This window comes from Anabaena sp. UHCC 0187 (genome assembly GCF_009712035.1).
Classification (GTDB): Bacteria; Cyanobacteriota; Cyanobacteriia; order Cyanobacteriales; family Nostocaceae; genus Dolichospermum.
In genome coordinates this window covers 579,808-605,649 of record NZ_VILB01000013.1, presented here as the reverse complement: position 1 = coordinate 605,649, position 25,842 = coordinate 579,808, and the positions used below count along the sequence as shown (strand labels likewise).

Below are 25,842 nucleotides of genomic sequence, written 5' to 3'. Positions count from 1 at the left end.
CAAAATATTAAATTTAGCTGCTTAACAGCTTAATCACGATAAAATTAACCCCCAGACTTAAATTATGAATTAGTCTGAGGGCAATTTACAAACAAGGGATAATCTCCTAAATCAGCGTATTAGCGACAGAAGAAGGTGCTATCCCATTTTGGGAATCGTTGTTATTTGAGTGCTGTGGCTGTATTTCTTCCTGGACACCGCGCACCTTAATTAACTTAATAGCCCTATTGACGCTTTCTGGCAAAATTACCACCAAACTACCATCAGGAGCCATATCTAAGGCTTTGTTAATAGCTGTGCTTTCATCCAGAATTGATTCAAAGCGGTAATTAGGCTTAATCTGGGTAATACCTTGAATAATCAAATCTGAAGCCGAACCTCGCGGTCTGCCTCTGGTATCATCATCTTCTTTAACAATAATGTAGTCAAAGATATCTGCTGATAACTTACCCAGGTTAACAAAGTCTTCATCACGGCGATCGCCAGGACCACCAACTACACCAATGCGTTGTCCCGTTGTCCAATTGCGAACAAATGAACCCAAAGCCTCATAACTAGCCGCATTGTGGGCATAATCTACCAAAGCATGGTATTTACCCAAGTTAAACAAATTCATGCGTCCTGGGGTTTGACTCACGGAAGCCCGAAAGCCTCTTAAACCAGCGCGAATTTGCTCAATGGTCACATCCTGGACAAATGCTGCCAAACTAGCTGCTAAAGCATTAGCAATCATAAATGGCGCTCTTGCACCCATTGTCAAGGGAATATTTTCTGCTCTTTCGATGCGGTGTGTCCAATCACCTTTGACAATTGATAGATAACCATGTTCATAAACTGCGGCCACTCCACCCTTTTGGATATGTTTCCGTACCAGTTCCGAATCGGGATTCATGGTGAAGTAGGCAATATTGGCCTTAGTTTTCTCTGCCATAGCCGCAACACGATGATCATCGGCATTGAGAACGGCATAACCATCAGGGAAGACAGCTTCAGCGACGACGCTTTTAAGATGGGCTAATTGCTCAATGGTATCTATATCCCCAATGCCTAAATGGTCAGCAGATACATTTAATACCACACCCACATTAGCATTTTCAAAACCCAACCCAGAGCGCAGAATACCACCGCGAGCGGATTCCAATACCGCTACTTCTACAGTCGGATCTTGGAGGATGACATGGGCGCTTTGGGGTCCAGTATTATCTCCTGATTCTACTAAGAAATCACCGATATAAGTACCATCTGTAGTTGTATAACCGACGACTTTACCTGTTTGTTTATATATATGTGCTAACAAGCGGGTAGTGGTGGTTTTGCCGTTTGTACCTGTAATCGAGAGCAGCGGAATTCGGCTAGATTGTTCATTGGGGAACAACATATCCATGACCGCACCAGCCACATTGCGGGGGATACCAATGCTGGGGGCGACGTGCATTCGGAACCCAGGGGCAGCATTGACTTCGACAATTACCGCATCTACTTCTCGTAGAGGACGGCTAATATCGGAAGTTACAATATCTATACCAGCAATATCTAACCCAATTATTCTCACTACCCGTTGTGCCAACCAAATGTTTTCCGGGTGAATTTCGTCTGTGCGATCTACAGCACTACCACCTGTACTCAAGTTGGCTGTGGCCCGCAGATAACAAATTGCTCCCTGGGGTGGCACACTATTGATGGTGTACCCTTGTCTATCTAGCAGTTGATAGCTGGTACGGTCTAGTTCAATCTTCGTGAGGATATTATCATGACCTTCACCGCGATTGGGATCTTGGTTTGTTTCTTCAATTAGTTCTGTAATCGTAGATTTGCCATTACCCACGACATGGGCGGGGATTCTCTCCGCTACAGCAACTACCTTGCCATTAACTACCAATACCCGATGATCTCGTCCCGCATAATATCTTTCCACGATAACTGAACGAGAAACCTGTCTAGCCATTTCATAAGCGGCTTCTGCGTCTTCCCAGTTGCGGATATCAATGGTGATACCCCGGCCATGATTACCATCTGAGGGTTTAATCACAATAGGATAACCACCAACATATTCAACGGCTTCTTCCAAGTCGTCAAAGAAATTGATGACTGTCCCTCTCGGAACTGGGACACCGTTGGCATCAAGAATCCGTTTAGTTGCTTCTTTGTCACCAGCTAGTTCGACACCAAGAATGCCTGTGTTATTGGTCATTGTGGCCTGAATCCGTTTTTGATGGATACCATAGCCCAATTGAATTAAGAATCTAGCTGGTAAAGGCATCCAAGGAATACCTTTCTTTTCGGCTTCTTTGATAATCGCTTCTGTTGAAGGTCCCAGGGAAGCATCACGCCAAAAATCTTTGAGGTCTTGAACGTCTTGCTCTAGTTCGGCTTTGGGATAACGATTACGGTCAATAATACTTTGACATAGCCTGACTGCTGCTCTGGCTGCGTAGCGACCCGCTTCTTCGTTTAGGTACTCAAGCACTATCTGGTAAATTCCAGATGTAGCAGTTTCACGGGTGCGACCAAAACCTACGTGCATTCCAGCTAATTCCTGGAGTTCCAAGGCTACGTGTTCCACTATATGACCCATCATAGTGCCTTCTCGCACCCGCATTAGAAACCCACCACGACAGCCAGGGGAGCAATAGTGACCCTCCAAACTTGGGAGTGCCTCTACTAATCCTTCATAAAAGCCAGGTATTTCATTGGAGGGCGTTTCAGCAAGGTTTTCCAGGTCGAGGCGCATAACAATTAGTTTGTGCCGTCGAATACTCCAATAGTTTGGGCCGCGTAAGGTTTGGATCTTGAGGATTCTCATGGGAATAGGTAGATGGAGATTCGGAACCAAAATTCTAGTTTCTTACTGAGATTGACCGCTAAACTGTGTATTTAAACCAGTTTCTTCTTCTTAGATAGTATTTATCTAAATCTAGAAGAAATCAAAGCGCGGTCAAATCATTGTCATCTGAGATACTCTATACCATCAGCTAGAGATGCGATGCACAGCAGGTAAAACAGTACGTTGGTAAAGATGGAAGCGATCTCCGTAACTGAGGATATGTAGTCGTAAATTATGTACGGTTAAGGGTTCGTTAGCACTAACGTTGGGTTCATTGGTGTGGGTAAGTTCTGTGGGATCAACAATTGTGACACTGCCTTTACCCATGACTTGTAGCCAACCATCTCGTTCAAACACAGCACAAGTATCTTCGTCAATACCAATGCCTAATCTATCAGGGTGAGCGGCGATCGCACTGACAAGTCTTCCCATGCGATTCCGGTTATGGAAATGTTGGTCAACGACAACTTCAGGAATGAATCCTAAGCCCGTTGCCATGTCTACTAGGGAACGATTGGGTGTTTCACCACTCCCGCCGCCTGCAATCATGTGATGTCCCATGACTGCTGCTCCAGCACTTGTTCCTGCCAAAGTCAGTTGTCCGGCTCTCACCCGTTGGCGGATAATTTCCATTGCTGGTGTGTCGGATAAGACTCCACAAAGGCGTAGTTGGTCTCCCCCTGTCAAGAAGACACCAGTACAGGCTTCGAGGGATGCTTTAATCTCAGGATTTTCGCATTGTTCCCGTTCACGAATGTCTAAAATTTCCACCTTTTCCGCACCCATTTCTTCAAAAATGCGAATATACCTACCACCGATGATGGCAGGCTCGCGGGAGGCTGATGGGATTATTGTAATATACGCCTTGTTACCACCAGCACGAACAAAAAAAGTTCTCAGGATTTCTCGTCCATGAACCTTATCTTCTGCGCCTCCGATAACCAGAACGGCGGTTTTAGTTGCTTGGGGTGTCCTCATTTCCAGCGATTTAACTTCTAACTGCGGCATTGTATTTCTGCTCTGGGAGTCAACAACTTCAGGTTAATTGAACAAGGTTTTTACCTGTTTATTTTGGCCCTAAGCTTTCTGTGAGTGGACACTGCTTGACGCACAGGATGCCTCAACTATGGCTTACGCCATGCTACGCGAACATCATGTCCATCGTTCTCATAGCCAGCGCTTTGTTTTTTACCTATCCACTTTTGCATGGGATTTCATAGTGCTGGGGGAACTAGGATTCCCTTCTGGACTTAGAGTTTAGCAGGTCTTGACACTCTTACTTCTAAGGCTGGCTGGATGTATCCCGGAAGTTGTGAACTTTCGTGGGATTATTAATTTAAATTTAGTGGTGACAATATTTAAACATAAATTCAGTAATTAGAAAAACTTTTGATCCAACCAAAAAACTAGAAGTTCTGGTACTTTTAGATACTATTGGTAGATTCTTTCTCTATTGCTAGTGTTTTTTTAGTTATTATATTTGCTAAGTATCTACCCTTAAGATTAGTTCTATCCAATACGAATTACTGTGCGTTTTGATATAGTTACACTTTTTCCTGACTGTTTTACGTCAATTCTCAATTCTGGCTTACTAGCTAAAGCCTTAGCCAAACAGATTGCTCAAGTGCATCTGACTAATCCCAGAGACTTTACCACGGACAAGCATCACAAGGTAGATGATGAACCCTATGGTGGTGGTGTGGGAATGCTAATGAAGCCAGAACCGATTTTTGCGGCTGTGGAGTCTTTGCCGATTCTACCCCGCCGGGATGTGATTTTAATGAGTCCCCAAGGACAACCGATGAACCAGCCCTTGCTGCGCGAATTAGCCACGAATTACGACCAATTAATTGTTATCTGTGGTCATTATGAAGGGGTAGATGATCGGGTACTAAATTTAGTCACTCGTGAGGTATCCTTGGGCGATTTTATCCTGACTGGAGGAGAAATTCCTTCGATGGCCTTGATTAATGGTGTGGTGCGTCTCCTCCCAGGTACTGTGGGTAAGGAGGAATCTCTCAAAACGGAAAGTTTTGAAGCAGGTTTATTAGATTTTCCCCAATACACTCGTCCTGCTAATTTTCGTGGTTGGCAAGTCCCAGATGTGCTACTAAGTGGTAATCATGCGGCAATAGCCCGTTGGCGCTATCATCAACAAATTGAGCGCACAGGTATCCGTCGTCCCGATTTGCTCAAACAATGGCAAGAGGAAAGGGAACAGGGAACAGGGAACAGGGAACAGGGGGAGTAGGGGAAGTAGGGGAAGTAGGGGAAGTAGGGGAAGTAATATTCTTTTGTAACTGACAACTGACAAACTATGAACATCAGAATTGGTAACGGCTACGATATACACAGATTGGTGAGCGATCGCAAATTAATTTTAGGCGGTATTCACATTCCTCATGAACTCGGCTTGTTAGGGCATAGTGACGCTGATGTTCTTACTCATGCCATCATGGACGCAATGCTAGGAGCTTTATCTTTAGGAGATATTGGTCATTATTTCCCCCCTACAGATCCCCAATGGGCTGGGGCTGATAGTTTAGTATTATTAGATCAAGTCCATCAACTAATTCGTGACCAAGGTTGGAAAATTGGCAATATTGATTCTGTAGTTGTGGCTGAACGTCCCAAATTAAAACCCCATATTCACAAAATGCGGGATAAGTTAGCCGCAGTTTTAGAAGTAGAACCAAATCAAATTGGTGTTAAAGCTACTACTAACGAAAAATTAGGACCAACGGGGAGAGAAGAAGGGATTTGTGCCTATGCTGTGGTTTTGTTGGTGGCTGGTGATTAATTCATAACTAATAGGAGAATCACAGAATGTTTAGTTTAGATAAACCAGAAGAACTAATTAAAATCAGACTTATTTCTAGTATTTGGAATAATCAATTTGATTCACCAGAGAAAATGGAAAGTTTATTTCAACTGTCTTCTCCAGATATTATCGTCTTAGATCAAAATCAGCAAATTGCATTATTAGTAGATGTCAAAGCGCAAGGAATTCTGAAAAATCATGAAAATAGTTTATCAAAAGTCAGCAAACTATATTTACAAAACTCTCAGGAAAACCCGCGATTTGTTATTTTAGCAAATTTAACAGAAATTAATGTTTTTAAATCTACTAATGGTGTATTTTATAAACCAGAGATATCATTAAATACAGGAAAAATTCTCAGCCATTATGATTCAGAATTTTGTGAGAAAAAAATATTTAATTTCTATTTGAAAACCCTCATAGTATCTTGGTTAAGAGATTTGACTTATCACTGGAAATCAGAAATACCACCTGCCTCTGAAAAATTTGAAAAAATAGGTTTATTAGCAAAGATAAAAAATGGAGAAACATATTCACAAAACTATGAACAAGAGTAGATAATTTATATTTAATTACCAGTACCAGGAATATCAAAATATTAAAACTATGACATTAACTAAAAAAATACTCAATCTTACAAAACGCTTTCTCTTATTAATCACAATCATTGCTTTCACAGCAATAACAATTACCGCTTGTAGCCCAACTAACTTAAAAACCAATGCGGCTCAAGTACCCCAATTAGTAACGAGTATTCTCAGTGATCCAAAAACATTTAATGCTGCGCTGAGTTCCGAATCACCAAATATTTTTGGTTACACTTATGAAGGATTATTAACTCAAAATCCTATTGACGGTAAAATAGAAGGAGCATTAGCCGAATCATGGGAAATATCACCAGATAAAACTAAAATTACCTTTACCATGCGCGAAGGTTTAAAATGGTCAGACGGACAACCATTAACAGTTGATGATGTCGTATTTACCTATAATGATATTTATCTTAATGAAAATATCCCCACAGACATTAGAGATGTTTTGAGAATCGGTAAAGATCGCAAATTACCAACTGTCAAAAAAATAGATACTCGAAGAGTAGAATTTAGTGTTCCTGAACCATTTAGACCTTTTTTACTGAATACAGGAGCATCTATTTTACCTGCTCATATTTTAGAAAAATCAGTCAAAACAAAAAATCAAGATGGTAAATTGGAATTTTTAAGTAAATGGGGTGTTGATACTCCTCCCGCAGAATTAATTGTTAATGGACCTTATAAGCTGGAAAGATATGATACGAGTCAACGGGTAATTTTTCGTCGTAACCCCTATTATTGGCGTAAAGATGCTCAAGGTAAACCACAACCTTATATTGAACGCATAATTTGGCAAATTGTCGAATCAACTGATACTTCTTTACTGCAATTTCGCTCTGGAGATTTAGATTCTATTGGTGTTTCTCCTGATTATTTTTCTCTGTTAAAAGTCCAGGAAAAACAAGGTAATTTTACAATATATAATGGTGGTCCGAGTTCTAGCACTTCCTTTATTTCTTTTAATTTAAATAAGGGAAAAAGAAATAATCAACCACTAGTTGATCCTATTAAGTCTAAATGGTTTAATAATGTCCAATTTCGTCAAGCGGTAGCTTATGCTATTGATAGACAAACCATGTTGAATAATACTTTTCGTGGTTTGGGTACACCCCAAGATTCTCCTATTTCTGTCCAAAGTCCTTATTTTTTATCACCGGAAAAAGGCTTGAAAGTTTACAATCACAATCCTGAAAAAGCTAAAGAATTGCTAATAGCTGCCGGATTTAAATATAATGATAAAAATCTTTTAGTAGATGATCAAGGTAATGAGGTGAGATTTGCATTATTAACTAATGCTGGGAATAAAATTCGGGAATCAATGGGTTCGCAAATTAAACAGGATTTAAAAAAAATCGGTATTCAAGTAGATTTTACACCTTTAGCTTGGAATACCTTTATAGATAAACTTTCTAATACCTTAGACTGGGATGCTTGTTTAATAGGTTTAACTGGTGGTTTAGAACCTAATGATGGTGCAAATGTTTGGTCGCCTGAAGGGGGATTACATATGTTTAATCAAAAACCTCAAGCGGGACAAAAACCGATTGAAGGTTGGGAAGTTTCCGACTGGGAAAAGAAAATTAATCAACTTTATATTCAAGGCGCACAGGAATTTGATGAGGCTAAATTAAAGGAAATTTATGGGGAAAGTCAACAATTAACCCAGGAGTATTTACCTTTTATTTACTTGGTTAATTCCTATGCTATGTCTGCAATTAGAAATCGGTTTGAAGGTATTCAATATTCTGCCCTTGGTGGTACTTTCTGGAATATTCATGAAATTAAAATTACGAAGTAGGGAAATGGATATTGGCACATATTCTTCTGGGAAGTTAGGAATTTTTATAGCGGTTATCGGTTAAGTGAGATACAAAAACCCCACCCCCAACCCCCTCCCCCTTCGGGTGAATGCCTCCGGCACGCTACGCGAACACCAGTCGCCTACGGTGGGAAACCCGCCTACAGCGCTGGTTCACCGCAAGCGAGGAGGGGGCTATGATTTAACGACTACAAAAGTTTGAGAACTTTTTTATGTGTTGTCCGTCAGTTTGACGTTAAATGCGGGTGTTTCTACTATATGAATGGTGGTGGAGGCAATGCTTATACTTCCGTTTGTGTTGTCGAATTTGTCAAGAATACGGCTAAAGATGATATCTTTTTTACCTCGACGTTGTTTGTAGTCCACTACATAACGCAGGGTAAATTCTAGCCAATTATCGTTAGCTGCTAGGGTGACAGCAGGTTCGATGCTGGCATCTTCAATTAAGTATTTGTGTACCATGTGTTGCCATTTTGCCTTGGCTTGAAGCATATATTCCCCGACGACTTCGTTGGCTACCTGTTGCAGAATTTCTCTGGTTAAAGAGCGATCGCTCCCGTATTTTATTGGTACAGTGATTTCATCCCAGACAAAGGGAAAATCTGCCGAATAATTAAATACGGGTGTTTTAAATACAAAGCTATTCGCAATTCTGACAATTCTGCCATTATAAAGATCAGCTTTTACCCAAGCACCGCACTCCATTAAGGTAGTCCGTAAAATACTAATATCTATAACATCTCCCATTATCCCACCCAGTAATACTCTATCTCCTGGTTTGTAATATTGACCGAAGGAAATAGCTACCCAACCGGCAAAACTCCCAATTACTTCTTGTAATGCAAAGGCGATACCAGCACCAATTACCCCAAAAATTACTGTCAGTTTTCCCAGGCTATCACTAAATATCAAAACAATTAATAAAGCCATAATTGCATAGCCAACAAAGGTAATGGCTTTGCGGATATGATAGCGCAAATCAGTGTCTTGAACCTGACGCGGTAAAACTTGAGCTAAAATTCGGAAAATAATGGCAACTATAATAATTCCTGAAGTTACTTCAATCAATTTGATAACTATAGCATCATCTAATAATTTTTGAATTGTCTTTAAAGCATTTTCCACAAGTTACTCCTTATCAAATAAACAGTTAATTTACATTCATGAATCTGGTGTATTTTTACTGTTATCACTGTTGAACAAATTATTTAAAGAAGATAGCCGAAATCCTGGTGCTTTGTAATCTTGAGGCAAATAATGTTCTGGTATAGTCGTCTGATTACCGTCTCTGACAGCAGAGTAATGGGGAGACAGAATTTCAATTTCTGCTTCATTACATTTATCTTGAATGTTTTGGTGGAGTTCTGAATAAATACTTGCCATAAGCATGGGTTTATTGGTGTAAGCATTTAATTCATAGCTGACATAAAAATCATCCAAACTGGTTTGGAATACAAAGGGAACAGGTTCGGCTAAAATGTGATTTGTCGCTATTGCTGCATCAATTAAAACTTGATGAATTTTTCGCCAAGGCACATCATACCCAAGTGTGATTGTTGTATGTAATATTAGATAATAATTAGGGTCTTGGGATAGAGCAGTATAGTTAATAATTTGGCTAGTTAATACAGATCCATTAGGAATAGTAATGATGACATTTTTGATGGTACGAATGCGGGTAACTAGCAGGGTTTTTTCTACTATATCACCAATAGCATCACCAATTTTAATGCGATCGCCCATTTGGAAAGCACGGGTATAAATAAGAATAGTTCCAGCGACAACGTTAGCAACAACAGCCGTTGAACCTAAGGAAAATAAAATCCCTAAGAATACTGATATACCTTGAAATGCTGGTGAACCAAATCCTGGTAAATAAGGAAATGCTAAGACTAATGACAAAGCCACGATAATTAAGAATACCAGGTTATAAGTTGGTTCTGCCCAGTCATCATAAAAGCCGGGAATAGAGAGATTTCCATTACCTAATTCTATGAACAGATAGCGAATAAATTTAAGACTATAATAGCTGATAAAGAAAATTAAAGCCAAGGCAAAAAAGCTTGGTAAATAAGCAGCAAATGCTAACCAAATTTTATAAATTGCTTGTAAAAAGTAACTAACTAATTTAGAACTGATTTCTCTTGTCCAAGGAAAAAATCCTAACACTAAAGAAATATAAATATAGAAAATACTAATTACTATAATTGTGCGAATAATTTTAACTATCCTAGTTATAATATTACTAACTCTAGCTGCGGGTAAAAGTTCTATGTTCTGAATCCTTAATTCAGGAATTCTAATTCCTCTCCAAGCTTGTAGCCTAATAATAACTCTCGGATAAACTTGATTAAATACTTTCAAAACTATTAATAAAATCAGAGTCGAAATAAAACTATACAGTATTCCTTTTGAAATATTTTCTATAGTACGCTCTTTCCGATATTGAATCATAGTCTTTTTAATTATTTCTGCATATTCCTTACCTAATATTTGTCTAGTTTTATTTGCAGCCTTACCATCTTTATCTGTAAGTGTAAATAACAGTTTATCTTCCATAATAATATTAGTTGTATCTGATTCATCTACAACTTGGATTTTATCTAGAGATATTGATGGATCATTAGCAATTGTTTCCAGTCTATTGATTACGGCTTTTGCTCTCTCTTGGGGAGAAAATGAACCCACATTCTTTTGAATTACAAATAGTGTGGTATCTCCTAACAATACAGGAGTTCCATCTATTTTATTCACAATTTCTGAATTTTGAGCAACAGGTGTTGTTTTCTCTGGAACAGTTAGAGTTTTATCTTGAGAATAGCTGATAGGTATATTAATTATAAAAATAAAACATATCAAGCTAATAATAATAAATTCATGCCAAATATGGAGATATTTATGTTTTTTGGGCTGGTTTTTCATGGTTTTATTGTATTTATTAAATTCGAGAAACTATCCTTGATATAGTATCATTAGGCTTAGAAAGATCATCACCATAAAAGCAGAGATAATATTTTGAACAATTTTTATTTAGAATAGATTTATAGTCCAAATTAATGCTTTCATACATAAAGCACATATCAAAGATAATTATCCATAGTTAATTTAAAATCTAAAATTGCTGTGACACAACCCGAAGCTTTGCGATCGCTCTTAGAATCCGTCGCCAATGGTAAAATTAGCCCAGAGATAGCCTTTGACTCCCTCAAAAACCTACAATATGAATCTGTAGGTGAGTTTGCCAAAATAGACAACCACCGTCAATTAAGAACAGGTTTCCCGGAAGTAATTTGGGGCCCAGGTAAAACACCTGAACAAATTGCTCAAATTATGGAAGTCATGCGCCACCGTACCTCTGTGGTTATGGCTACTCGTATTGAAGCAAAAGTATATTCAGCACTGCAAAAAAAAGTTAGAGGTATCCAATATTACGAACAAGCCCGAATTTGTGCCATTGTTCCCCCTGTGATTGAAGTCAGATTTCCGGGTACAATTACCATTCTTTCCGCTGGTACTGCTGATTTAGCTGTTGCTGAAGAAGCCGCTGTTACGGCTGAACTGTCTGGTTTCTCTGTACAGCGGCTCTGGGATGTGGGTGTGGCAGGAATACACCGGTTACTAAATAACCTTCACCTATTGGAATCAGCATCGGTATTAATCGTCGTAGCGGGTATGGAAGGAGCATTGCCCAGTGTAGTAGCAGGTTTGGCTGATTGTCCCGTGATTGCTGTTCCTACTAGCATTGGTTATGGTGCAAGTTTCTCCGGTTTAGCACCTCTATTAACAATGCTTAACTCTTGTGCGGCTGGTATAGGTGTGGTAAATATAGATAATGGCTTTGGTGCAGCGGTTTTAGCAGGACAAATTTTACGAACTTCAGAAAAATTACGCTTGGCAGCAGAAAAATATTAAAGTATGACAGTAAGAACTGCGTATAATTACGATATTTATCCCATGGAACACCTTAACGATTCACTATTCCTCGTCTTAGGAAATTTAGACTTTCATATCAATTTTACTGTTAGTAATCACACCGACTACTTTTTATATGGTCAGGTAACAGAAACAGATGTTGTGGGTCAAATGCAGGCTGCTTGGAATAATTTTGTCAAAACTGGGCAAATTTGGGCGTTGTTGATTGGTGTAGTTCTTGGCTATATGTTCAAAAGTTTAACTAGTTACAGTTAAAGTGATTTTAGATTTTGGATTGATAATGATTCAAAATCTAAAAATAATTTTTGCCTCTTCCTTCAGATTTATGACCGAAAAACAAACTTGGAGTCAGCGGTTTGAGTCCGCGCTGCATCCAGCTATCGCTCGTTTTAATGCCAGTATAAGTTTTGACATTGAACTTATCGAATATGACATTACTGGTTCTCAAGCCCATGCCAAAATGCTGGCTCACACGGGGATAATTTCCCATGCAGAAGGGGAAGCATTATCTACAGGTTTAGAACAAGTTCGACAAGAATACCGCCAAGGGCAATTTCAACCGGGTATTGATGCCGAAGATGTCCATTTTGCCGTAGAAAAACGACTTACGGAAATTGTCGGGGATGTAGGTAAAAAGCTACACACAGCCCGTTCTCGCAATGACCAAGTAGGGACTGATACGAGGTTATACCTCCGGGATCAAATTCAACAAATCCGCCAGCTATTACGGGGTTTTCAGACAGTCTTAGTTGATATAGCTGAAAAGAATGTAGAAACCCTAATTCCCGGCTATACCCACCTCCAACGCGCCCAACCGGTGAGTTTAGCCCACCATTTGCTGGCATACTTTCAGATGGCACAACGGGATTGGGAACGCTTGGAAGACGTTTATAGCCGAGTCAATATCTCCCCTTTGGGTTGTGGTGCTTTAGCGGGAACAACTTTTCCCATTGACCGCCACTATGCAGCCAATTTATTGCATTTTGACAATGTTTATGATAATAGCTTGGATGGCGTAAGCGATCGGGATTTTGCCATAGAATTTCTCTGTGCTGCTAGTATTATCATGGTTCACCTCAGCCGTCTTTCTGAAGAAGTAATTTTGTGGGCATCAGAAGAATTTCGGTTCATCACCCTCAAAGATAGCTGTGCCACAGGTTCTAGCATTATGCCCCAAAAGAAAAACCCCGACGTACCAGAATTAGTCCGCGGCAAAACAGGGCGAGTATTTGGTCATTTGCAAGCCATGTTAGTAATTATGAAGGGTTTACCTCTGGCTTATAACAAAGACCTCCAAGAAGACAAAGAAGGCATATTTGACAGCGTAAACACCGTCAAAGGCTGTTTAGAAGCAATGACAATTTTGCTGCAAGAAGGTTTAGAATTTCGTCATCAGCGATTAGCCACAGCGGTTACAGAAGATTTTGCTAACGCTACTGATGTCGCAGACTATCTTGCCGCGCGGGGTGTACCCTTCCGCGAAGCTTATAACATTGTGGGCAAAGTCGTCAAAACCAGTATTGCTGCTGGTAAACTCCTCAAAGATTTGCAGATAGAAGAATGGCAAGAAATTCATCCTGCATTTGCAGCCGATATTTATGAAGCAATATCTCCCCGTCAAGTAGTTGCAGCCCGCAACAGCTACGGAGGTACAGGATTTGTACAAGTTAGACAAGCTATTGTTAATGCCCGGACTCGACTCAATGTCAATTAAAGGGGCAGGGAACAGGGAACAGGGGAGAAATTCCATTCTTTCTTCCAACTGACAACTGACACAAGTAAGGGTGTACATGAGTACACCCTAAAAATTCAGAATATGAAAGAGTAAAATTTAACCAGATACATTAATCAGCAGCGTCCATTGCTGCTGCCCCTGTGGATTCTTCCTCTTCACTCTTGGGCGGTCTTTGTTGGAATCGTCTGCCCATTCTACCTGTGGTGGTCCGTTTACGAAACTTCCGGGCATAAGCCTGGTTCCGTAGCGCCTTTTCTTTTTTCGGGTTACGGCGCTTTGCCATACTTACCTCATTAATAAACAACAAAAAATTGGCATCTAGGCATGACTTAGGCCATATCAGCTACCGATATTATAGATATACTTTTTTAGCCTAGTGCAGCAATCAATACACTTCAAACAGCATACCATTATATCGTACTAAAAAGTTTAATGTCAACCTAAATTTAGGTTGACAATCCGTATTTATTGCCTATTCTCTGTTACCTATTGCCTTTTTAACATATCAGTAATACATCTTACCAGTTTAGATCATTAGTAAAAGTTTCCTGAATCTATGTCCGTACTCTAGTATTTATAATTGATAATAACGGAGATAATATTATTTACATCACCATATAAGCTGCTTTTAATCCTAATAATGCCGTTATTTAAAGCAGATGCTAAAATTGGTTTATTCTAGAAAAATTTCTAGGATTATCAACAAAACAAAAATATTTGTATAAATAAAAACTTGATTATCATTTTAGTAATTGAGTCTATACAAGTGTTAAGAAAATATAGAATACAACAAAGCAATTTGAAACTTGAAAATTCTTGCTTTTTTTACACCAATGATTCAGTCCACACGTAGCTTATGGCACTTTGGACAAGCAGTACTGGGTATTATCTTCCGCCATCCCATTACTGGTACAAGTATTATCCCTATTTTACCTGATGGTCAGATAGTGCTAATTAGAAGAAAGGATGATGGTCGTTGGTCACTACCTGGTGGTATGGTTGATTGGGGAGAAGATGTTCCTCATGCAGTCCGTCGAGAATTGATGGAGGAAACAGGGCTAGAATTAGTCACAATTCGCCGTTTAGTAGGAGTTTACTCTTCACCAAACCGTGATCCTCGTATTCATTCTATCTGTATTGTTGTTGAAGCTGAAGTCCAAGGACAAATGGTTGTCAAAGATCCTTTGGAAGTTATAGAAATTCAAGCTTTCCCTCCTAGTTCTTTGCCAAAACCAGATATGTCTCATGATCATTTTCGTCAGTTAAAAGACTACTTAAATGGCTTAACAACCCTGGCATAAAAGATTTAAAATTTAGGATTTTGGGTTTTTAAATTAAATCCAAAATCTATAATTGGGAATTGCAAAACTTAGACCAGTAAATTAGTAAACTGAAGATGAATATTTTATTTCGCAACTCCCGAAGAAAGCTTTCTCAAGGGGTATTGTTTTGGCGTGAAGTTGGTGCAGGAATCCCCATAGTTTTTTTACATGGTGCATGGAATGATGGCAGTGAATGGGTATCAACAATGAAATTAATGACCGGAAATATCCATTGTTTTACACCAGACTTATTAGGTTTTGGTGAATCAGCAAATCCTAATATTCACCATTCCATAGATTTGCAGGTGGAGTGTTTAGCTAATTTTTTAGAAGCTTTAAAATTAGAAAAAGTCTATTTAGTTGGTAATTCTCTAGGAGGTTGGATTGCGGCTAGTTATGCTTTAAAATATCCAGAGCAAATATATGGTTTGATCCTGTTAGCACCAGAAGGAGTAACAGCGGAAGGACAAGAAAAGTATTGGCAAAAAAGACGACGCTTATTTAATTATTCACCATTAATAATTAAATTTTTACGCTTAATTACTCCTATACTTAAGTTAATTGGTTGGGAAGAAAAAATTACTAGAGATTTAGAATTAAGAAAAACATTGTTACAATCCTCTACAGCTTGTCATTTACTATTTAACCGTAAAAAACCAGAAATAGAAGCAGAATTATTAGATAAACACTTACCGGAAATTAAGGTTCCCTGTTTACTTTTGCAAGGTGGACAAGATACCGCAGTTGCTATATCGAGAAGCAATACTTATGCTCGACTAATTCCTGATATTAAGTTAAATATCATTGCCCATGGGGAAAGTAATTTACCAGAATCTTGCACTGGGGTTGTCGCTGAAGCTATTCGGGATTTTATCAGTAATTAGTTAGTTAGAAAATATGATGAAATCTTAATTTCATCAAACTACATTGACTCTAAATAACGACGCAACTTACTACTAAACCAATCAATAACTGTGACTACTACTAATAGCACTAACATCATAGTTGTGGCTTTGGTATATTCAAAGCCATCTATATAGCTTTTTAATTGAAAACCTATTCCTCCAGCACCAACTACTCCTAATACGGAAGCAGCACGAATGTTATATTCAAACATCCACAGGGTATAACCTAATCCTAAAGGTAATATTTGTGGGAATATACCATATTGGGCAATTTGAATTCTTGATGCACCAATAACTTGTAAAGATTCTAAGGAACTATTATCTACTGATTCTATAGCTTGTTGATAAAATTTCGCCAGATAACCAATGGTATATATTGATAATGCTAATGTACCCGCAGGTGCGCCTAAACCTGTTGCAGCTACAAAAATTAAACCTAAAATAATTGAAGGTACGGAACGAACAGCATTTTGCAGTAAGTTTGCGATCCATCTTAACCACAAAGGGGCGATATTATTGGCACTAGCGATGGCAATTGGTAATGATAAAATTGCCCCTATAGATGTTCCCCATACAGACATTTGTATAGTTTCAATCAATCCTTTAATAGCAATGTCTAAAACTTGCAAATTGGGAGGAAATAACCGAGAAATAAAATCTGTGATAAAAGGCAAGCTATCTTTTAATAATTCAAAATCAACTTTTAATCCTTGTAATGCCCACATATAAACTCCTATCATCAATAGGAAAATAAGGGAAGGAATAATCCAAGGATAACGATGGAAAATTTGCAGATTAGAAATGTTTTTCATTTGTTAAATTACTCAGGTATTCAATAAATATAAGAACGTTTGATATTTTCAACGTCTAATTTAAATTCTGTTCTCTCATATCAGAAAATTTAGCTGGTAAATTTTCACATTTGCCATCATAAACTACTTTGCCATTATCTAAAATAATAGCTCTTTGGGCGTATTCTGTAGCTAGTGCTAGATCATGTAAAACGGTAATGATAGTTAAGCCTTGTTGATGTAATTCGGCTAAAGTTGCCATTACTTGTTGTGAGGCTATTACATCTAAACCTGTTGTGGGTTCATCAGCTAAAAGTATTTGTGGAGATTGAATTAATGCGCGAGCAATTGCTACTCTTTGCTGTTGTCCACCACTCAATTTACTAATTTTTTGATATGCTTGTTCTTTGAGTCCTAATTGTGTTAATAATTCCCCGGCTAATATCCGATCACGTTGGGGAAATCCAAATAAAGTTTGCCCTGTTTTTCTAACAGCTAATCTTCCACATAATACATTATCAATTGCCGATAATTGCCGAATTAATCCCCCTCCTTGAAATAACATTCCCACATCTCGACGAATTTGCGGTAAGTTTTGATTATTTACGGAAACACCATTAATTTGAATTTCTCCCTTAACCAAGGGTACTAAACCGACAAGGGATTTTAATAATGTTGATTTACCTGCCCCATTTAATCCTAATAATACTACAAATTCACCTTGATTAATTTGGCAATTAATACCATTTAATATCGGACGCTGTAGAGATGAAATATAATCTGTCTGTAGATGACAACATTCAATAAAATTCACGTTACTTTGAGATAAATAGGAATTGGTACTTGTTTGAGAGTAAACAGTCATAGCTAATTGTATCAAAAACTAATCTACATATCACAATCTTGTCAGAATAGAGAGTTTTCTGCTTTTTAAAATTCTCTATTCTAACTTGTTGGTTGAAAATTATGGATCTATACCCACATTTTTCAAAGCTTCCTTCACGGGTCTGAGATGACGATTATGATCAATTCTTACCAATTCTGTAGAATTATATAAACTAGTTAGTAATTGGTTATTTTGTGATTTATTTAACTTTAATAAAGCATTAATTAGCTTTTCTCTGATTACAACGGGGACATCATCATCAATAGCAATTCCATGAGCCGGAACCCCAGAAATTTTATGTAATATCCTAACTTTATCTCTATTTTCAGCCGCAAGATAGGGAGGAAAAAGCGCGTATTCTGAGACTACAGCCACATCAGCTTGACCTCTAACTACAGCATCTAAGGCTTTACTATAATTCCCACCATAATTGACTTTACCAAAGAAGTTATCTAAACGATCACTGTTAGGAACAAAACCCAGTTTTACTAACTCACTGACTGGAAACATAAACCCAGAACCAGATGTTGGAGAAGTAAAAGCAATAGTTTTTCCTCGGAGTTGTTCTAAGGTTGCTTTTGGAGAATTTTTGCTTTTTAATGCGCTATTACTAGGAACAACAAAAATAGAATTGTAAGTGTATCTACCAGAGTAATTTTTACGAACTTCAGCTAAATATAAACGAGCATTTGCTAATTGTTCAGCTTTTAAAGCGGGACGACTGCTTAGAAACGCTACATCAGCGCGATTTGCTCTTAATGATTCTACTGCGGCTGTTTCATCACCTAGTTGCGCTTTGACAGGCATACCTAACTCTTTAGATAAAAAAGCCGCTACATTATTAGCTTTATTTTGTAAGTCAGTAGAATCAGAACGAGTAGGAAAAACTATAGTTAAAGTTCTCATTTTCTGAGCAACTAAGCGTGGTGCTGGTTGATTCTTGGGAGAGTTAGCCATAGCTAGTTGCACAGGAGCAAAACTGCTGAAAACCATTCCTGATAAGGCTAATAAGCCTCCACTAATTCCCCGTAAGCTTTTTTTATTCACTATCATTTTTGTGACTCCCATTAGGATATTTTTAACTGTTTTTGCAAATTACTCGCAACTATTACCGTAAAAGACTGTAAGCTTTTTAAGAAAAAAAGTCAATAAGCAAGAAAAAAAAATTTAATCTATCTGTAAAATTGGCAACGAGGAACAGTCACAAAAGGTTATTATGTTATTTTTTATACTTACAATATGTAATTATAGAGTGAATAAGGATATTCTATTTCTTCTTCATTCTGACTCCTGACTCCTTCTTCAATATGTGTTCCCTTTTTTCCTAACTAGAAATAATGAAAACACCGACTTATTTAATAAATCAGTGTTTTCGTGATTAAAGCATGGTTAATACTTCGATAACCAGATTAAAAAAGACTATCAAAGGGTTCATAATCATATTCTTCCAAAACCTCATTAAAGAGTTCTGTCGCTCTATCCTGATCAAGTTCTAAGTCTTGTGATAACTTAGTCCAGTATTCGTATTCTTCATCACTAAAACATTCATCAGCGAGAGCAAATTCAACAGACATTTGGAAAGTTTCCTCTGCTGCATCTTCAGCCAGAATAATTTGCACAGCCGCATTATAAAGAAGTTCAAATCCCCCAATTTCCATCAAACTATTGATTTTTTCGGCAAGAAGTTCGGTATCAATTTCATAGCTTTCATAAAGTCCAGTTAATAACTCTGACTCTTCATCAGATAAACCATCTACAGCCGCACCATACAAACAAATTACCGCAATGGATTCTACTAGAGTTAAATAACAATTATCTGTTGCTTCTTCGTCTTCTTCATCATAGAATTCTTCATCAAAATCTTCGTCTTCTTCAACCCAAATATCCGCAGTTAAATCAAAGTCAGTTGTGCCTTTAATTTTCCAGCATTCAAAACATAAATCTGGGTTGGTCATATACTCATAGGGAATGTAGCAATAGCCTTCCTCTCCCCATTCTTCACCCCACGAATTACGAACAATAAAGACTTCAGCACTATCTTTATAACCTACGCAAAGCATAGCGTGTTTACCATGTTCTTCTCTACCTTCATCGCTGTTTAAATCTGGCATGGGAACTCTTCCTTTGCCAGTAACGCGATCAAAAGATTTAAATAAAGTGAGTCCGAAAACAAAAGGATAGCCTTCTGCTAAACAATGTTTCATGGCATGGAGATCAACAGGAACTTGTTCTGGTGTTTCCCATTGAAAATCGGGAATATTTAGGAGTTCATAAGCCTCATTATAGGCATGAGGAATTGGTTGAGTGTTGACATTTTTAACTTTACCATTTTCTGTAACTTCATAAGCCCAAGTTGATTCGTGACAAATGCCCTTTTTCTCTAAGCTCATTAATGCTAAAGTAATGCTACTTCCTTGGTCTTGAATTTTATCTTGACCAAAATGTTCTAGTCCTAGTAATCGGGCATTGTAATAGACAAAAAGACGACTAAAATCAACTTCTTGCCCGACACGATTCATAACGTACTCGTACCCGCCGACAACGGCATTTGCTGTACAACTATTTGCACCTGCTTGATTTTCTACAGGAGTCATAAAAGGACGGAGATCAACTTGTGGAGGTAATTCTTCTTCTGTAAATCGTTCCGTATTGTAGACTTCAGAACCGTATATTTCTTGTTGGGAAGCACTGCAACCACTTAATGCTTTCCATAAACCTGTATTCCGATCTACGACATAAGATAATACAGCTTTTTTAGACATAGAATTTTATGTGGATTATCCACAGAGCAAAAAGTATAAAAATTATAAATTATGTCTATGGGAAGATGTAACAATTTAAGAATTACTAAATTATTCTTAACGCCCCTTCTAATTAGGGAAGGGGGTAAGGGTTTTTACTTACATCCTAAGGATTGACGGGTATCTACGCCAGTTTTAGAATTTACACCACTGGCATTAATACAGAGTTTTTTTACCTGGATCATATCTAAAATTGCATTAGTAAAATCCGCATCAGTGACATTAACCTGATCAAAGGTGGAACGCAGCATCATTGCATCTATAAAAACTGCATCACTTAAATCAGCGTTCTTAAATCTTGTTAAATAGGCAATTCCCTGACTAAAATCTATACCATGTAGATTTACACCTTCTAACAAAGAACCATTAAACACCGCACCTCGCAAGTCAGCATTACTAAAGTTAGTATTCTCTAACTTCAAACTTGTAAATTCAGTTCCAATTAAACTTTGACCAGAAAAGTCCTTCCCACTCTCTCCTTTGTTAATCAGAGAATTTGTAACACTAGAAGAACTTGCGGCTTGTGCTGATAAGGGGAAAACAAACAACACTAGGGCTAAAATCAGACTAGCCAATATTAGGCGATACTTCATCATCTTTGCTTAATAAATCTCAACAATTCCACTATTAATCATTAAACCGCAGGAGGGACTCAGAAGTAATTCTCTGCTAAATTAGCAGTGATCTCGTAGGATGGATAAATGTTGAGGTGCTATCCCCCGTAAATATAAATAACAGTGGCTAATCAAGAAAATACTTCCCATTCTCTGGCGCGAACCCCTTTATATCAAATGGGTGTAGAACTCAAAGCCAGATTCACCAGCTTTGGGGGCTGGGAAATGCCCATACAATACAGCGGTATCACCCAAGAACACCACGCCGTCAGAAATACTGCGGGGATGTTTGATATTTCTCACATGGGCAAATTTACCCTCCAGGGTAAAAACCTGATTTCCCAACTTGAGTATTTAGTTCCTTCAGATTTGAGTCGTTTACAACCTGGACAGGCGCAATACACTGTATTATTGAACCCCCAGGGCGGAATTATTGACGACATTATTATTTACTACCAAGGTACAGACAGCACTGGTACGCAAAAGTTAGTAATCATCGTCAACGCCTCTACTACCGATAAAGATAAAACATGGATATTGGCACATCTTGATCCTGATGTAGTTCAATTTCAAGACCTTTCACGAGATAAAATCTTAATTGCTATTCAAGGCCCAACAGCAACTAGTCATCTGCAATCCTTAGTTACAGCAGATTTATCATCAATCAAGGCTTTTGGGCATTTAGAAACACCTATTTTTGGAAAATCCGCCTTCCTCGCCCGTACAGGCTACACTGGCGAAGATGGTTTTGAAGTCATGGTAGATTATTCAGTAGGTATAGACTTGTGGCAAAGTTTATATAATGTTGGTGTGATTCCTTGCGGACTTGGTTGTAGAGATACCCTGCGTTTAGAAGCAGCAATGGCACTTTACGGGCAAGACATTGACGATACCACTACGCCTCTAGAGGCTGGTTTAGGTTGGCTGGTACATTTGGATACCAAAGGTGATTTTATGGGGCGGGAAGTTTTAACACAGCAGAAAGCCCAAGGAATGTCCCGTAAACTAGTAGGTTTACAAACACAAGGACGGAATATTGCTCGCCATGGTTACTCCGTATTATCATCGGATAAAATTGTAGGAGAAGTAACAAGTGGTACTCTTTCCCCTACACTTGGTTATCCCATCGCTTTAGCTTACGTTCCCACCCAGTTAGCAAGCCTTAAACAGCAGCTAGAAGTGGAAATTCGTGGCAAAGCCTATCCGGCTGTAGTTGTGAAACGCCCATTTTATCGTTCCAAAAATCGTGTCAATAATTGATAACTTTTAAGGTTTTTGAGGAATAATGTGTTTTAGGTTACTCTGGTAACACTATTTTTTTAACGTGGAAGAGAAAGTGATATGTCTTTTGAATATCCCCAGGATTTGCGATACTTAGATTCTCATGAATATGCTCGTCTAGATGGCGAAATTGCTACTATCGGTATTTCTGAATTTGCTGTTGATCAATTAGGTGATATTGTTTTTTTGGAACTGCCAGACATTGGTGAGGTTATCACTCTAGGAGAGCGATTTGGCGCAATTGAATCAGTAAAAGCCGTGGAAGAACTGAATTCACCAATTACTGGTACTGTCATAGAACGAAATGATACTTTAGTAAACTCCCCTGAACTGGTAGCTGATGACCCCTATGGCGAAGGTTGGTTTATTAAAGTGCGTATTAATGACGCTGGTGAAATTGAGGAAGCCATGACAGCAGATGAATATCGGGCTTTAGTAGACGGTGAATAAATAATTTAACTTTCAGATCACTCAAAATGTAGAGACGTTCCCCTCGAACATCTCTACGTGTAAAAGTGAGATAAATAATTAAAAATTCCTAAACAGCCTGTACAGTGTCCTTTGCTATTTTTAATTTTTAATTCCCCTGGGCGTGACTTTGCGATCAATGATCGAAAAGTCTAACAATTATGTCATAATTTGTAACGTATATTTAATAATTCCCCTCTGCGAGACTACGAGCTATGAGTGAACAAGCTGAACAAGCTGTGGAAACTCCAGTGTTAGACCGCTATGAGTGTCGCTCTTGCGGTTACGTTTATGAACCTGAGAAGGGAGACGACAAGAGTGATGTTCCCGCAGGAACACTTTTTGCCGAACTACCTACAAATTGGCGTTGTCCAGTTTGTGTAGCTAAGAAAACTGTTTTTGCGAACATTGGACCAGCGGGTACTGCGTCTGGTTTCAAAGAAAACTTAGGTTACGGTTTGGGTGTGAATACCCTGACACCAACCCAAAAGAACATTTTGATTTTTGGGGCTTTAGCTCTGGGCTTTTTGTTTTTTATTAGTCTTTACGGACTACAGTAAAAACCGTTATCTTTATTTACCGCAATTCGGCGAAAATCTCATTAAACCTGAACTGGAAACCCTCAGTAATACTGATGCAATCAATTTTGAAAAAGTGGCAAAGTTTTGTTGCCGCGTTAATAGTAGTTATCGCCTGTATAGGGTGTAGTAGTGTTCCTTCTATCAGCAACAATCCTTGGCAGGTGATTAATGTGCCAACAAAGGCGAAATTGCTAGATATTGGCTTTACCAATAACTCCCAACATGGTTATTTAGTGGGTGGTAATGCCACTCTGTTGGAAACTAATGATGGTGGTGTGACTTGGCAACCGCTAAAATTAGAATTGGATGATCCTCGATACCGTTTTAACTCTGTCAGTTTTTCTGGACAGGAAGGTTGGATTGCGGGAGAACCTTCTCTGCTACTCCATACTACTGATGAGGGTAAGTCTTGGTCACGGATTGCTTTAAGCGAAAAGTTACCTGGTAATCCCATTGCAATTACCGCAATAGCTAAGAATACGGCGGAAATGGCCACTGATGTGGGGGCAATTTATCAAACCACAGATGGTGGTCAAAACTGGAAAGCTAATTTGGAAGCAGCCGTTGGTGTAGTTCGCAACCTGGAGCGATCGCCTGATGGTAAGTATATCGCTGTTTCTGCTAAAGGTAGTTTTTACTCGACTTGGGAACCGGGTCAAAATGCTTGGCAACCCCATAATCGCAATAGTTCCCGACGTTTAGAAAATATGGGTTTTACTAACGATGGACAACTGTGGTTGTTAGCACGGGGTGGCCAAGTTCAGTTTAGTGATCCGACTAAACCTGAAGAGTGGTTAGAGGCAGAATACCCAGAGTTATCCACAAGTTGGGGTTTACTGGATTTAGCTTATCGGACACCTGATGAAATTTGGGTCGGTGGTGGTAGCGGTAATTTACTCCGCAGCGCTGATGGTGGTAAAACTTGGGAAAAAGACCGTGATGTCGAAACAGTTGCAGCTAATCTTTACAAAATTGTATTTTTTAGCCCTGATCAAGGCTTTATCATTGGAGATCGCGGCGTTTTGCTGAAATATAACCCCAAAACAGAAGCAACAGCAGCCCCAGCGGCGTAATTACACCCAACTATGGATGTATTCACCATAAGTAAAGTTGTAAGTTGTAACTCTGTCTAAACTTTGTAGGATAATAAACTCAATAATAGTTTTTGATAAGGGAGTGAAATAAATGGCAGGTACCACTGGAGAACGTCCGTTTTCTGACATTGTCACTAGTATTCGTTACTGGGTAATTCACAGCATCACCATTCCCGCATTATTTGTTGCAGGTTGGTTATTTGTCAGCACTGGTTTAGCTTATGATGCGTTTGGCACACCTCGTCCTAATGAGTATTTTACTCAAGTCCGTCAAGAAGTGCCAATTGTGAAAAATCGTTTTGAAGCCAAAAAACAAGTAGAAACCTTTATTGGAAAGTAATTTGAGATCATGACTAGCGGTAATAACATCAATCAACCAGTTACCTATCCTATTTTTACAGTCAGATGGATCGCGGTTCATACCTTAGCTGTCCCCACTGTATTCTTTTTGGGCGCGATCGCCTCAATGCAGTTTATTCAACGCTAGGAGTTAATCATGGAAAGAAGCCCTAATCCTAATCAACAACCGGTTGAATTAAACCGTACCTCTCTCTATCTAGGACTACTATTAGTCTTTGTTTTGGGAATTCTATTTTCCAGTTACTTCTTTAACTAACTGGTCTTTTTAACGTCAGTTGCTAGTTAGGTGATAGGTGATAGGTAATAGGTAATAGGTAATAGGTAATAGGTCACAACTAACAACCGACAACTGACAACTGACAACCGACAACCGACAACCGACAACCGACAACTGACAACTGACAACCGACAACCGACAACTGACAACTGACAACTGACAACTGACAACTGACAATTTTTATAAGTGAGGAAAAAACTGTGTCTGGAAGTGGAAGAATTCCCCTGTGGGTCGTCGCTACGATTGCAGGTTTAGGTGTAATTACTGTTGTAGGTATTTTCTTTTATGGATCTTACGCAGGCATTGGTTCTTCAATGTAATGCTACAGGAAGAAGATAGTAGTTAGAAATACAAAAGACTAGATTTTTGTTTGATTATCATTTCTGAACTACTGCTTCAAACATCACCATAAAAACCGCCTAACTCTGTGAGATAGGCGGTTTTGTTTGTTTTCAAATAAGTAATCGGTGAAAAAATTAAGTGACCAATTACCTAGCCTTAATTAAGCAATATCTTCACGTTCAATGTATGAAAACAAAAACGCGAAAATTACTGCTGGTAAAACCAAGCCAGTTAGGGGAACGAAGATAGAAGGCAAAAAGGAGGAATAAGCCAAAACAGTAGGCAAAAATGAACTTGACATAGAATTAAAGTCCTGTAAAGTCTTACTACAATTCAAATTGAGCTTACTGCAAAATCCTCCCTAATTTGCGAAATTATCAAGATTTTTAACACAG

At 38.6% G+C, this 25,842-nt stretch carries 28 protein-coding genes; 17 read left to right on the top strand and 11 right to left on the bottom strand.

Annotated features, from left to right (window positions below; genetic code table 11):
* Positions 1 to 106: 106 nt before the first annotated feature.
* Positions 107 to 2,803: a cyanophycin synthetase gene (gene cphA / locus FJR11_RS15695; RefSeq protein ID WP_168505591.1), complete on the bottom strand. Its 2,697-nt coding sequence runs from the start codon at positions 2,801 to 2,803 to the stop codon at positions 107 to 109.
* A 165-nt stretch (positions 2,804 to 2,968) separates the two neighbouring features.
* Positions 2,969 to 3,832 (bottom strand): cyanophycinase, encoded by an 864-nt coding sequence (locus tag FJR11_RS15690; protein ID WP_168505247.1) that lies wholly within the window; start codon positions 3,830 to 3,832, stop codon positions 2,969 to 2,971.
* Between the two features lie 520 nt (positions 3,833 to 4,352).
* Here FJR11_RS15690 and trmD point away from each other — a divergent pair.
* The 4 genes from trmD to FJR11_RS15670 all read left to right on the top strand — a co-directional run bounded on the left by trmD (position 4,353) and on the right by FJR11_RS15670 (position 8,036).
* Positions 4,353 to 5,075: a tRNA (guanosine(37)-N1)-methyltransferase TrmD gene (trmD, locus tag FJR11_RS15685; protein ID WP_168505245.1), complete on the top strand. Its 723-nt coding sequence runs from the start codon at positions 4,353 to 4,355 to the stop codon at positions 5,073 to 5,075.
* Between the two features lie 66 nt (positions 5,076 to 5,141).
* Complete coding sequence (ispF, locus tag FJR11_RS15680; protein WP_168505243.1) at positions 5,142 to 5,624, top strand: 2-C-methyl-D-erythritol 2,4-cyclodiphosphate synthase; 483 nt, start codon at positions 5,142 to 5,144, stop codon at positions 5,622 to 5,624.
* A 26-nt stretch (positions 5,625 to 5,650) separates the two neighbouring features.
* Positions 5,651 to 6,202: a hypothetical protein gene (locus FJR11_RS15675; RefSeq protein WP_168505241.1), complete on the top strand. Its 552-nt coding sequence runs from the start codon at positions 5,651 to 5,653 to the stop codon at positions 6,200 to 6,202.
* 49 nt (positions 6,203 to 6,251) lie between these two features.
* Positions 6,252 to 8,036, top strand: a complete 1,785-nt coding sequence (locus FJR11_RS15670; protein WP_168505239.1) for an ABC transporter substrate-binding protein — start codon at positions 6,252 to 6,254, stop codon at positions 8,034 to 8,036.
* 231 nt (positions 8,037 to 8,267) lie between these two features.
* Here the strand turns inward: FJR11_RS15670 and FJR11_RS15665 are convergent, their stop codons facing one another.
* Positions 8,268 to 9,182 (bottom strand): mechanosensitive ion channel domain-containing protein, encoded by a 915-nt coding sequence (locus FJR11_RS15665; RefSeq protein ID WP_168505237.1) that lies wholly within the window; start codon positions 9,180 to 9,182, stop codon positions 8,268 to 8,270.
* Positions 9,183 to 9,218: 36 nt separating this feature from the next.
* Complete coding sequence (locus tag FJR11_RS15660) at positions 9,219 to 10,979, bottom strand: mechanosensitive ion channel family protein (RefSeq protein ID WP_168505235.1); 1,761 nt, start codon at positions 10,977 to 10,979, stop codon at positions 9,219 to 9,221.
* A 201-nt stretch (positions 10,980 to 11,180) separates the two neighbouring features.
* Between FJR11_RS15660 and larB the strand changes: the two genes are divergently transcribed.
* The 5 genes from larB to FJR11_RS15630 all read left to right on the top strand — a co-directional run bounded on the left by larB (position 11,181) and on the right by FJR11_RS15630 (position 15,931).
* Positions 11,181 to 11,969: a nickel pincer cofactor biosynthesis protein LarB gene (gene larB, locus FJR11_RS15655; RefSeq protein ID WP_168505233.1), complete on the top strand. Its 789-nt coding sequence runs from the start codon at positions 11,181 to 11,183 to the stop codon at positions 11,967 to 11,969.
* A gap of 3 nt (positions 11,970 to 11,972) precedes the next feature.
* A complete protein-coding gene (locus FJR11_RS15650) occupies positions 11,973 to 12,245 on the top strand; it encodes a hypothetical protein (RefSeq protein WP_254444761.1) in 273 nt (90 codons plus the stop codon).
* A 70-nt stretch (positions 12,246 to 12,315) separates the two neighbouring features.
* Entirely contained in the window at positions 12,316 to 13,704 is a 1,389-nt protein-coding gene (gene argH, locus FJR11_RS15645) for an argininosuccinate lyase (protein ID WP_168505231.1), read from the top strand.
* 854 nt (positions 13,705 to 14,558) lie between these two features.
* Positions 14,559 to 15,026, top strand: coding sequence for an NUDIX hydrolase (locus FJR11_RS15635; protein ID WP_174763060.1), 468 nt, complete (start codon positions 14,559 to 14,561; stop codon positions 15,024 to 15,026).
* Positions 15,027 to 15,121: 95 nt separating this feature from the next.
* Entirely contained in the window at positions 15,122 to 15,931 is an 810-nt protein-coding gene (locus FJR11_RS15630; protein ID WP_168505227.1) for an alpha/beta fold hydrolase, read from the top strand.
* A 38-nt stretch (positions 15,932 to 15,969) separates the two neighbouring features.
* Here the strand turns inward: FJR11_RS15630 and phnE are convergent, their stop codons facing one another.
* The 5 genes from phnE to FJR11_RS15605 all read right to left on the bottom strand — a co-directional run bounded on the left by phnE (position 15,970) and on the right by FJR11_RS15605 (position 21,023).
* Positions 15,970 to 16,764: a phosphonate ABC transporter, permease protein PhnE gene (gene phnE / locus FJR11_RS15625; RefSeq protein WP_168505225.1), complete on the bottom strand. Its 795-nt coding sequence runs from the start codon at positions 16,762 to 16,764 to the stop codon at positions 15,970 to 15,972.
* Positions 16,765 to 16,819: 55 nt separating this feature from the next.
* On the bottom strand, positions 16,820 to 17,608 hold the full coding sequence (locus FJR11_RS15620; RefSeq protein ID WP_168505223.1) for a phosphonate ABC transporter ATP-binding protein: 789 nt from the start codon (positions 17,606 to 17,608) through the stop codon (positions 16,820 to 16,822).
* A 99-nt stretch (positions 17,609 to 17,707) separates the two neighbouring features.
* Positions 17,708 to 18,682 (bottom strand): phosphate/phosphite/phosphonate ABC transporter substrate-binding protein, encoded by a 975-nt coding sequence (locus FJR11_RS15615; RefSeq protein WP_168505221.1) that lies wholly within the window; start codon positions 18,680 to 18,682, stop codon positions 17,708 to 17,710.
* Positions 18,683 to 19,038: 356 nt separating this feature from the next.
* A complete protein-coding gene (locus tag FJR11_RS15610; RefSeq protein WP_168505219.1) occupies positions 19,039 to 20,391 on the bottom strand; it encodes a C1 family peptidase in 1,353 nt (450 codons plus the stop codon).
* A 134-nt stretch (positions 20,392 to 20,525) separates the two neighbouring features.
* A complete protein-coding gene (locus FJR11_RS15605) occupies positions 20,526 to 21,023 on the bottom strand; it encodes a pentapeptide repeat-containing protein (protein WP_168505587.1) in 498 nt (165 codons plus the stop codon).
* 144 nt (positions 21,024 to 21,167) lie between these two features.
* On the opposite strand from FJR11_RS15605, the gene gcvT reads away from it, so the two are divergent.
* The 7 genes from gcvT (at position 21,168) to FJR11_RS15570 (ending at position 25,084) form a co-directional block, all read left to right on the top strand.
* Positions 21,168 to 22,304: a glycine cleavage system aminomethyltransferase GcvT gene (gene gcvT, locus FJR11_RS15600; RefSeq protein WP_168505217.1), complete on the top strand. Its 1,137-nt coding sequence runs from the start codon at positions 21,168 to 21,170 to the stop codon at positions 22,302 to 22,304.
* Positions 22,305 to 22,385: 81 nt separating this feature from the next.
* Positions 22,386 to 22,775: a glycine cleavage system protein GcvH gene (gcvH, locus tag FJR11_RS15595; protein ID WP_168505215.1), complete on the top strand. Its 390-nt coding sequence runs from the start codon at positions 22,386 to 22,388 to the stop codon at positions 22,773 to 22,775.
* 233 nt (positions 22,776 to 23,008) lie between these two features.
* Entirely contained in the window at positions 23,009 to 23,353 is a 345-nt protein-coding gene (locus FJR11_RS15590) for a rubredoxin (RefSeq protein WP_168505213.1), read from the top strand.
* A gap of 74 nt (positions 23,354 to 23,427) precedes the next feature.
* The gene (locus FJR11_RS15585; RefSeq protein WP_168505211.1) at positions 23,428 to 24,447 is read left to right on the top strand and encodes a photosynthesis system II assembly factor Ycf48; all 1,020 of its coding nucleotides are present in this window, start codon (positions 23,428 to 23,430) and stop codon (positions 24,445 to 24,447) included.
* A gap of 112 nt (positions 24,448 to 24,559) precedes the next feature.
* Entirely contained in the window at positions 24,560 to 24,808 is a 249-nt protein-coding gene (gene psbE / locus FJR11_RS15580; protein WP_168505209.1) for a cytochrome b559 subunit alpha, read from the top strand.
* A gap of 9 nt (positions 24,809 to 24,817) precedes the next feature.
* Positions 24,818 to 24,955, top strand: coding sequence for a cytochrome b559 subunit beta (gene psbF / locus FJR11_RS15575; protein ID WP_010997987.1), 138 nt, complete (start codon positions 24,818 to 24,820; stop codon positions 24,953 to 24,955).
* Positions 24,956 to 24,964: 9 nt separating this feature from the next.
* A complete protein-coding gene (locus tag FJR11_RS15570; RefSeq protein WP_084776858.1) occupies positions 24,965 to 25,084 on the top strand; it encodes a photosystem II reaction center protein L in 120 nt (39 codons plus the stop codon).
* A 26-nt stretch (positions 25,085 to 25,110) separates the two neighbouring features.
* Here FJR11_RS15570 and FJR11_RS15565 read toward each other — a convergent pair whose 3' ends face one another.
* The gene (locus FJR11_RS15565; protein WP_168505207.1) at positions 25,111 to 25,275 is read right to left on the bottom strand and encodes a hypothetical protein; all 165 of its coding nucleotides are present in this window, start codon (positions 25,273 to 25,275) and stop codon (positions 25,111 to 25,113) included.
* Between the two features lie 30 nt (positions 25,276 to 25,305).
* On the opposite strand from FJR11_RS15565, the gene FJR11_RS15560 reads away from it, so the two are divergent.
* Positions 25,306 to 25,425, top strand: coding sequence for a photosystem II reaction center protein J (locus FJR11_RS15560; protein ID WP_071604787.1), 120 nt, complete (start codon positions 25,306 to 25,308; stop codon positions 25,423 to 25,425).
* Positions 25,426 to 25,607: 182 nt separating this feature from the next.
* Here the strand turns inward: FJR11_RS15560 and psaI are convergent, their stop codons facing one another.
* Positions 25,608 to 25,748: a photosystem I reaction center subunit VIII gene (gene psaI, locus FJR11_RS15555; RefSeq protein ID WP_168505205.1), complete on the bottom strand. Its 141-nt coding sequence runs from the start codon at positions 25,746 to 25,748 to the stop codon at positions 25,608 to 25,610.
* Positions 25,749 to 25,842: the final 94 nt, after the last annotated feature.

Coding starts and splice junctions, on each gene's coding strand:
- cphA (WP_168505591.1), bottom strand. CDS start 2,803: ATGAGAATCCTCAAGATCCAAACCTTACGCGGCCCAAACTATTGGAGT.
- FJR11_RS15690 (WP_168505247.1), bottom strand. CDS start 3,832: ATGCCGCAGTTAGAAGTTAAATCGCTGGAAATGAGGACACCCCAAGCA.
- ispF (WP_168505243.1), top strand. CDS start 5,142: ATGAACATCAGAATTGGTAACGGCTACGATATACACAGATTGGTGAGC.
- FJR11_RS15675 (WP_168505241.1), top strand. CDS start 5,651: ATGTTTAGTTTAGATAAACCAGAAGAACTAATTAAAATCAGACTTATT.
- FJR11_RS15670 (WP_168505239.1), top strand. CDS start 6,252: ATGACATTAACTAAAAAAATACTCAATCTTACAAAACGCTTTCTCTTA.
- FJR11_RS15660 (WP_168505235.1), bottom strand. CDS start 10,979: ATGAAAAACCAGCCCAAAAAACATAAATATCTCCATATTTGGCATGAA.
- FJR11_RS15650 (WP_254444761.1), top strand. CDS start 11,973: ATGACAGTAAGAACTGCGTATAATTACGATATTTATCCCATGGAACAC.
- argH (WP_168505231.1), top strand. CDS start 12,316: ATGACCGAAAAACAAACTTGGAGTCAGCGGTTTGAGTCCGCGCTGCAT.
- FJR11_RS15635 (WP_174763060.1), top strand. CDS start 14,559: ATGATTCAGTCCACACGTAGCTTATGGCACTTTGGACAAGCAGTACTG.
- FJR11_RS15630 (WP_168505227.1), top strand. CDS start 15,122: ATGAATATTTTATTTCGCAACTCCCGAAGAAAGCTTTCTCAAGGGGTA.
- phnE (WP_168505225.1), bottom strand. CDS start 16,764: ATGAAAAACATTTCTAATCTGCAAATTTTCCATCGTTATCCTTGGATT.
- FJR11_RS15620 (WP_168505223.1), bottom strand. CDS start 17,608: ATGACTGTTTACTCTCAAACAAGTACCAATTCCTATTTATCTCAAAGT.
- FJR11_RS15615 (WP_168505221.1), bottom strand. CDS start 18,682: ATGATAGTGAATAAAAAAAGCTTACGGGGAATTAGTGGAGGCTTATTA.
- FJR11_RS15610 (WP_168505219.1), bottom strand. CDS start 20,391: ATGTCTAAAAAAGCTGTATTATCTTATGTCGTAGATCGGAATACAGGT.
- FJR11_RS15605 (WP_168505587.1), bottom strand. CDS start 21,023: ATGAAGTATCGCCTAATATTGGCTAGTCTGATTTTAGCCCTAGTGTTG.
- gcvH (WP_168505215.1), top strand. CDS start 22,386: ATGTCTTTTGAATATCCCCAGGATTTGCGATACTTAGATTCTCATGAA.
- FJR11_RS15590 (WP_168505213.1), top strand. CDS start 23,009: ATGAGTGAACAAGCTGAACAAGCTGTGGAAACTCCAGTGTTAGACCGC.
- FJR11_RS15585 (WP_168505211.1), top strand. CDS start 23,428: ATGCAATCAATTTTGAAAAAGTGGCAAAGTTTTGTTGCCGCGTTAATA.
- psbE (WP_168505209.1), top strand. CDS start 24,560: ATGGCAGGTACCACTGGAGAACGTCCGTTTTCTGACATTGTCACTAGT.
- psbF (WP_010997987.1), top strand. CDS start 24,818: ATGACTAGCGGTAATAACATCAATCAACCAGTTACCTATCCTATTTTT.
- FJR11_RS15570 (WP_084776858.1), top strand. CDS start 24,965: ATGGAAAGAAGCCCTAATCCTAATCAACAACCGGTTGAATTAAACCGT.
- psaI (WP_168505205.1), bottom strand. CDS start 25,748: ATGTCAAGTTCATTTTTGCCTACTGTTTTGGCTTATTCCTCCTTTTTG.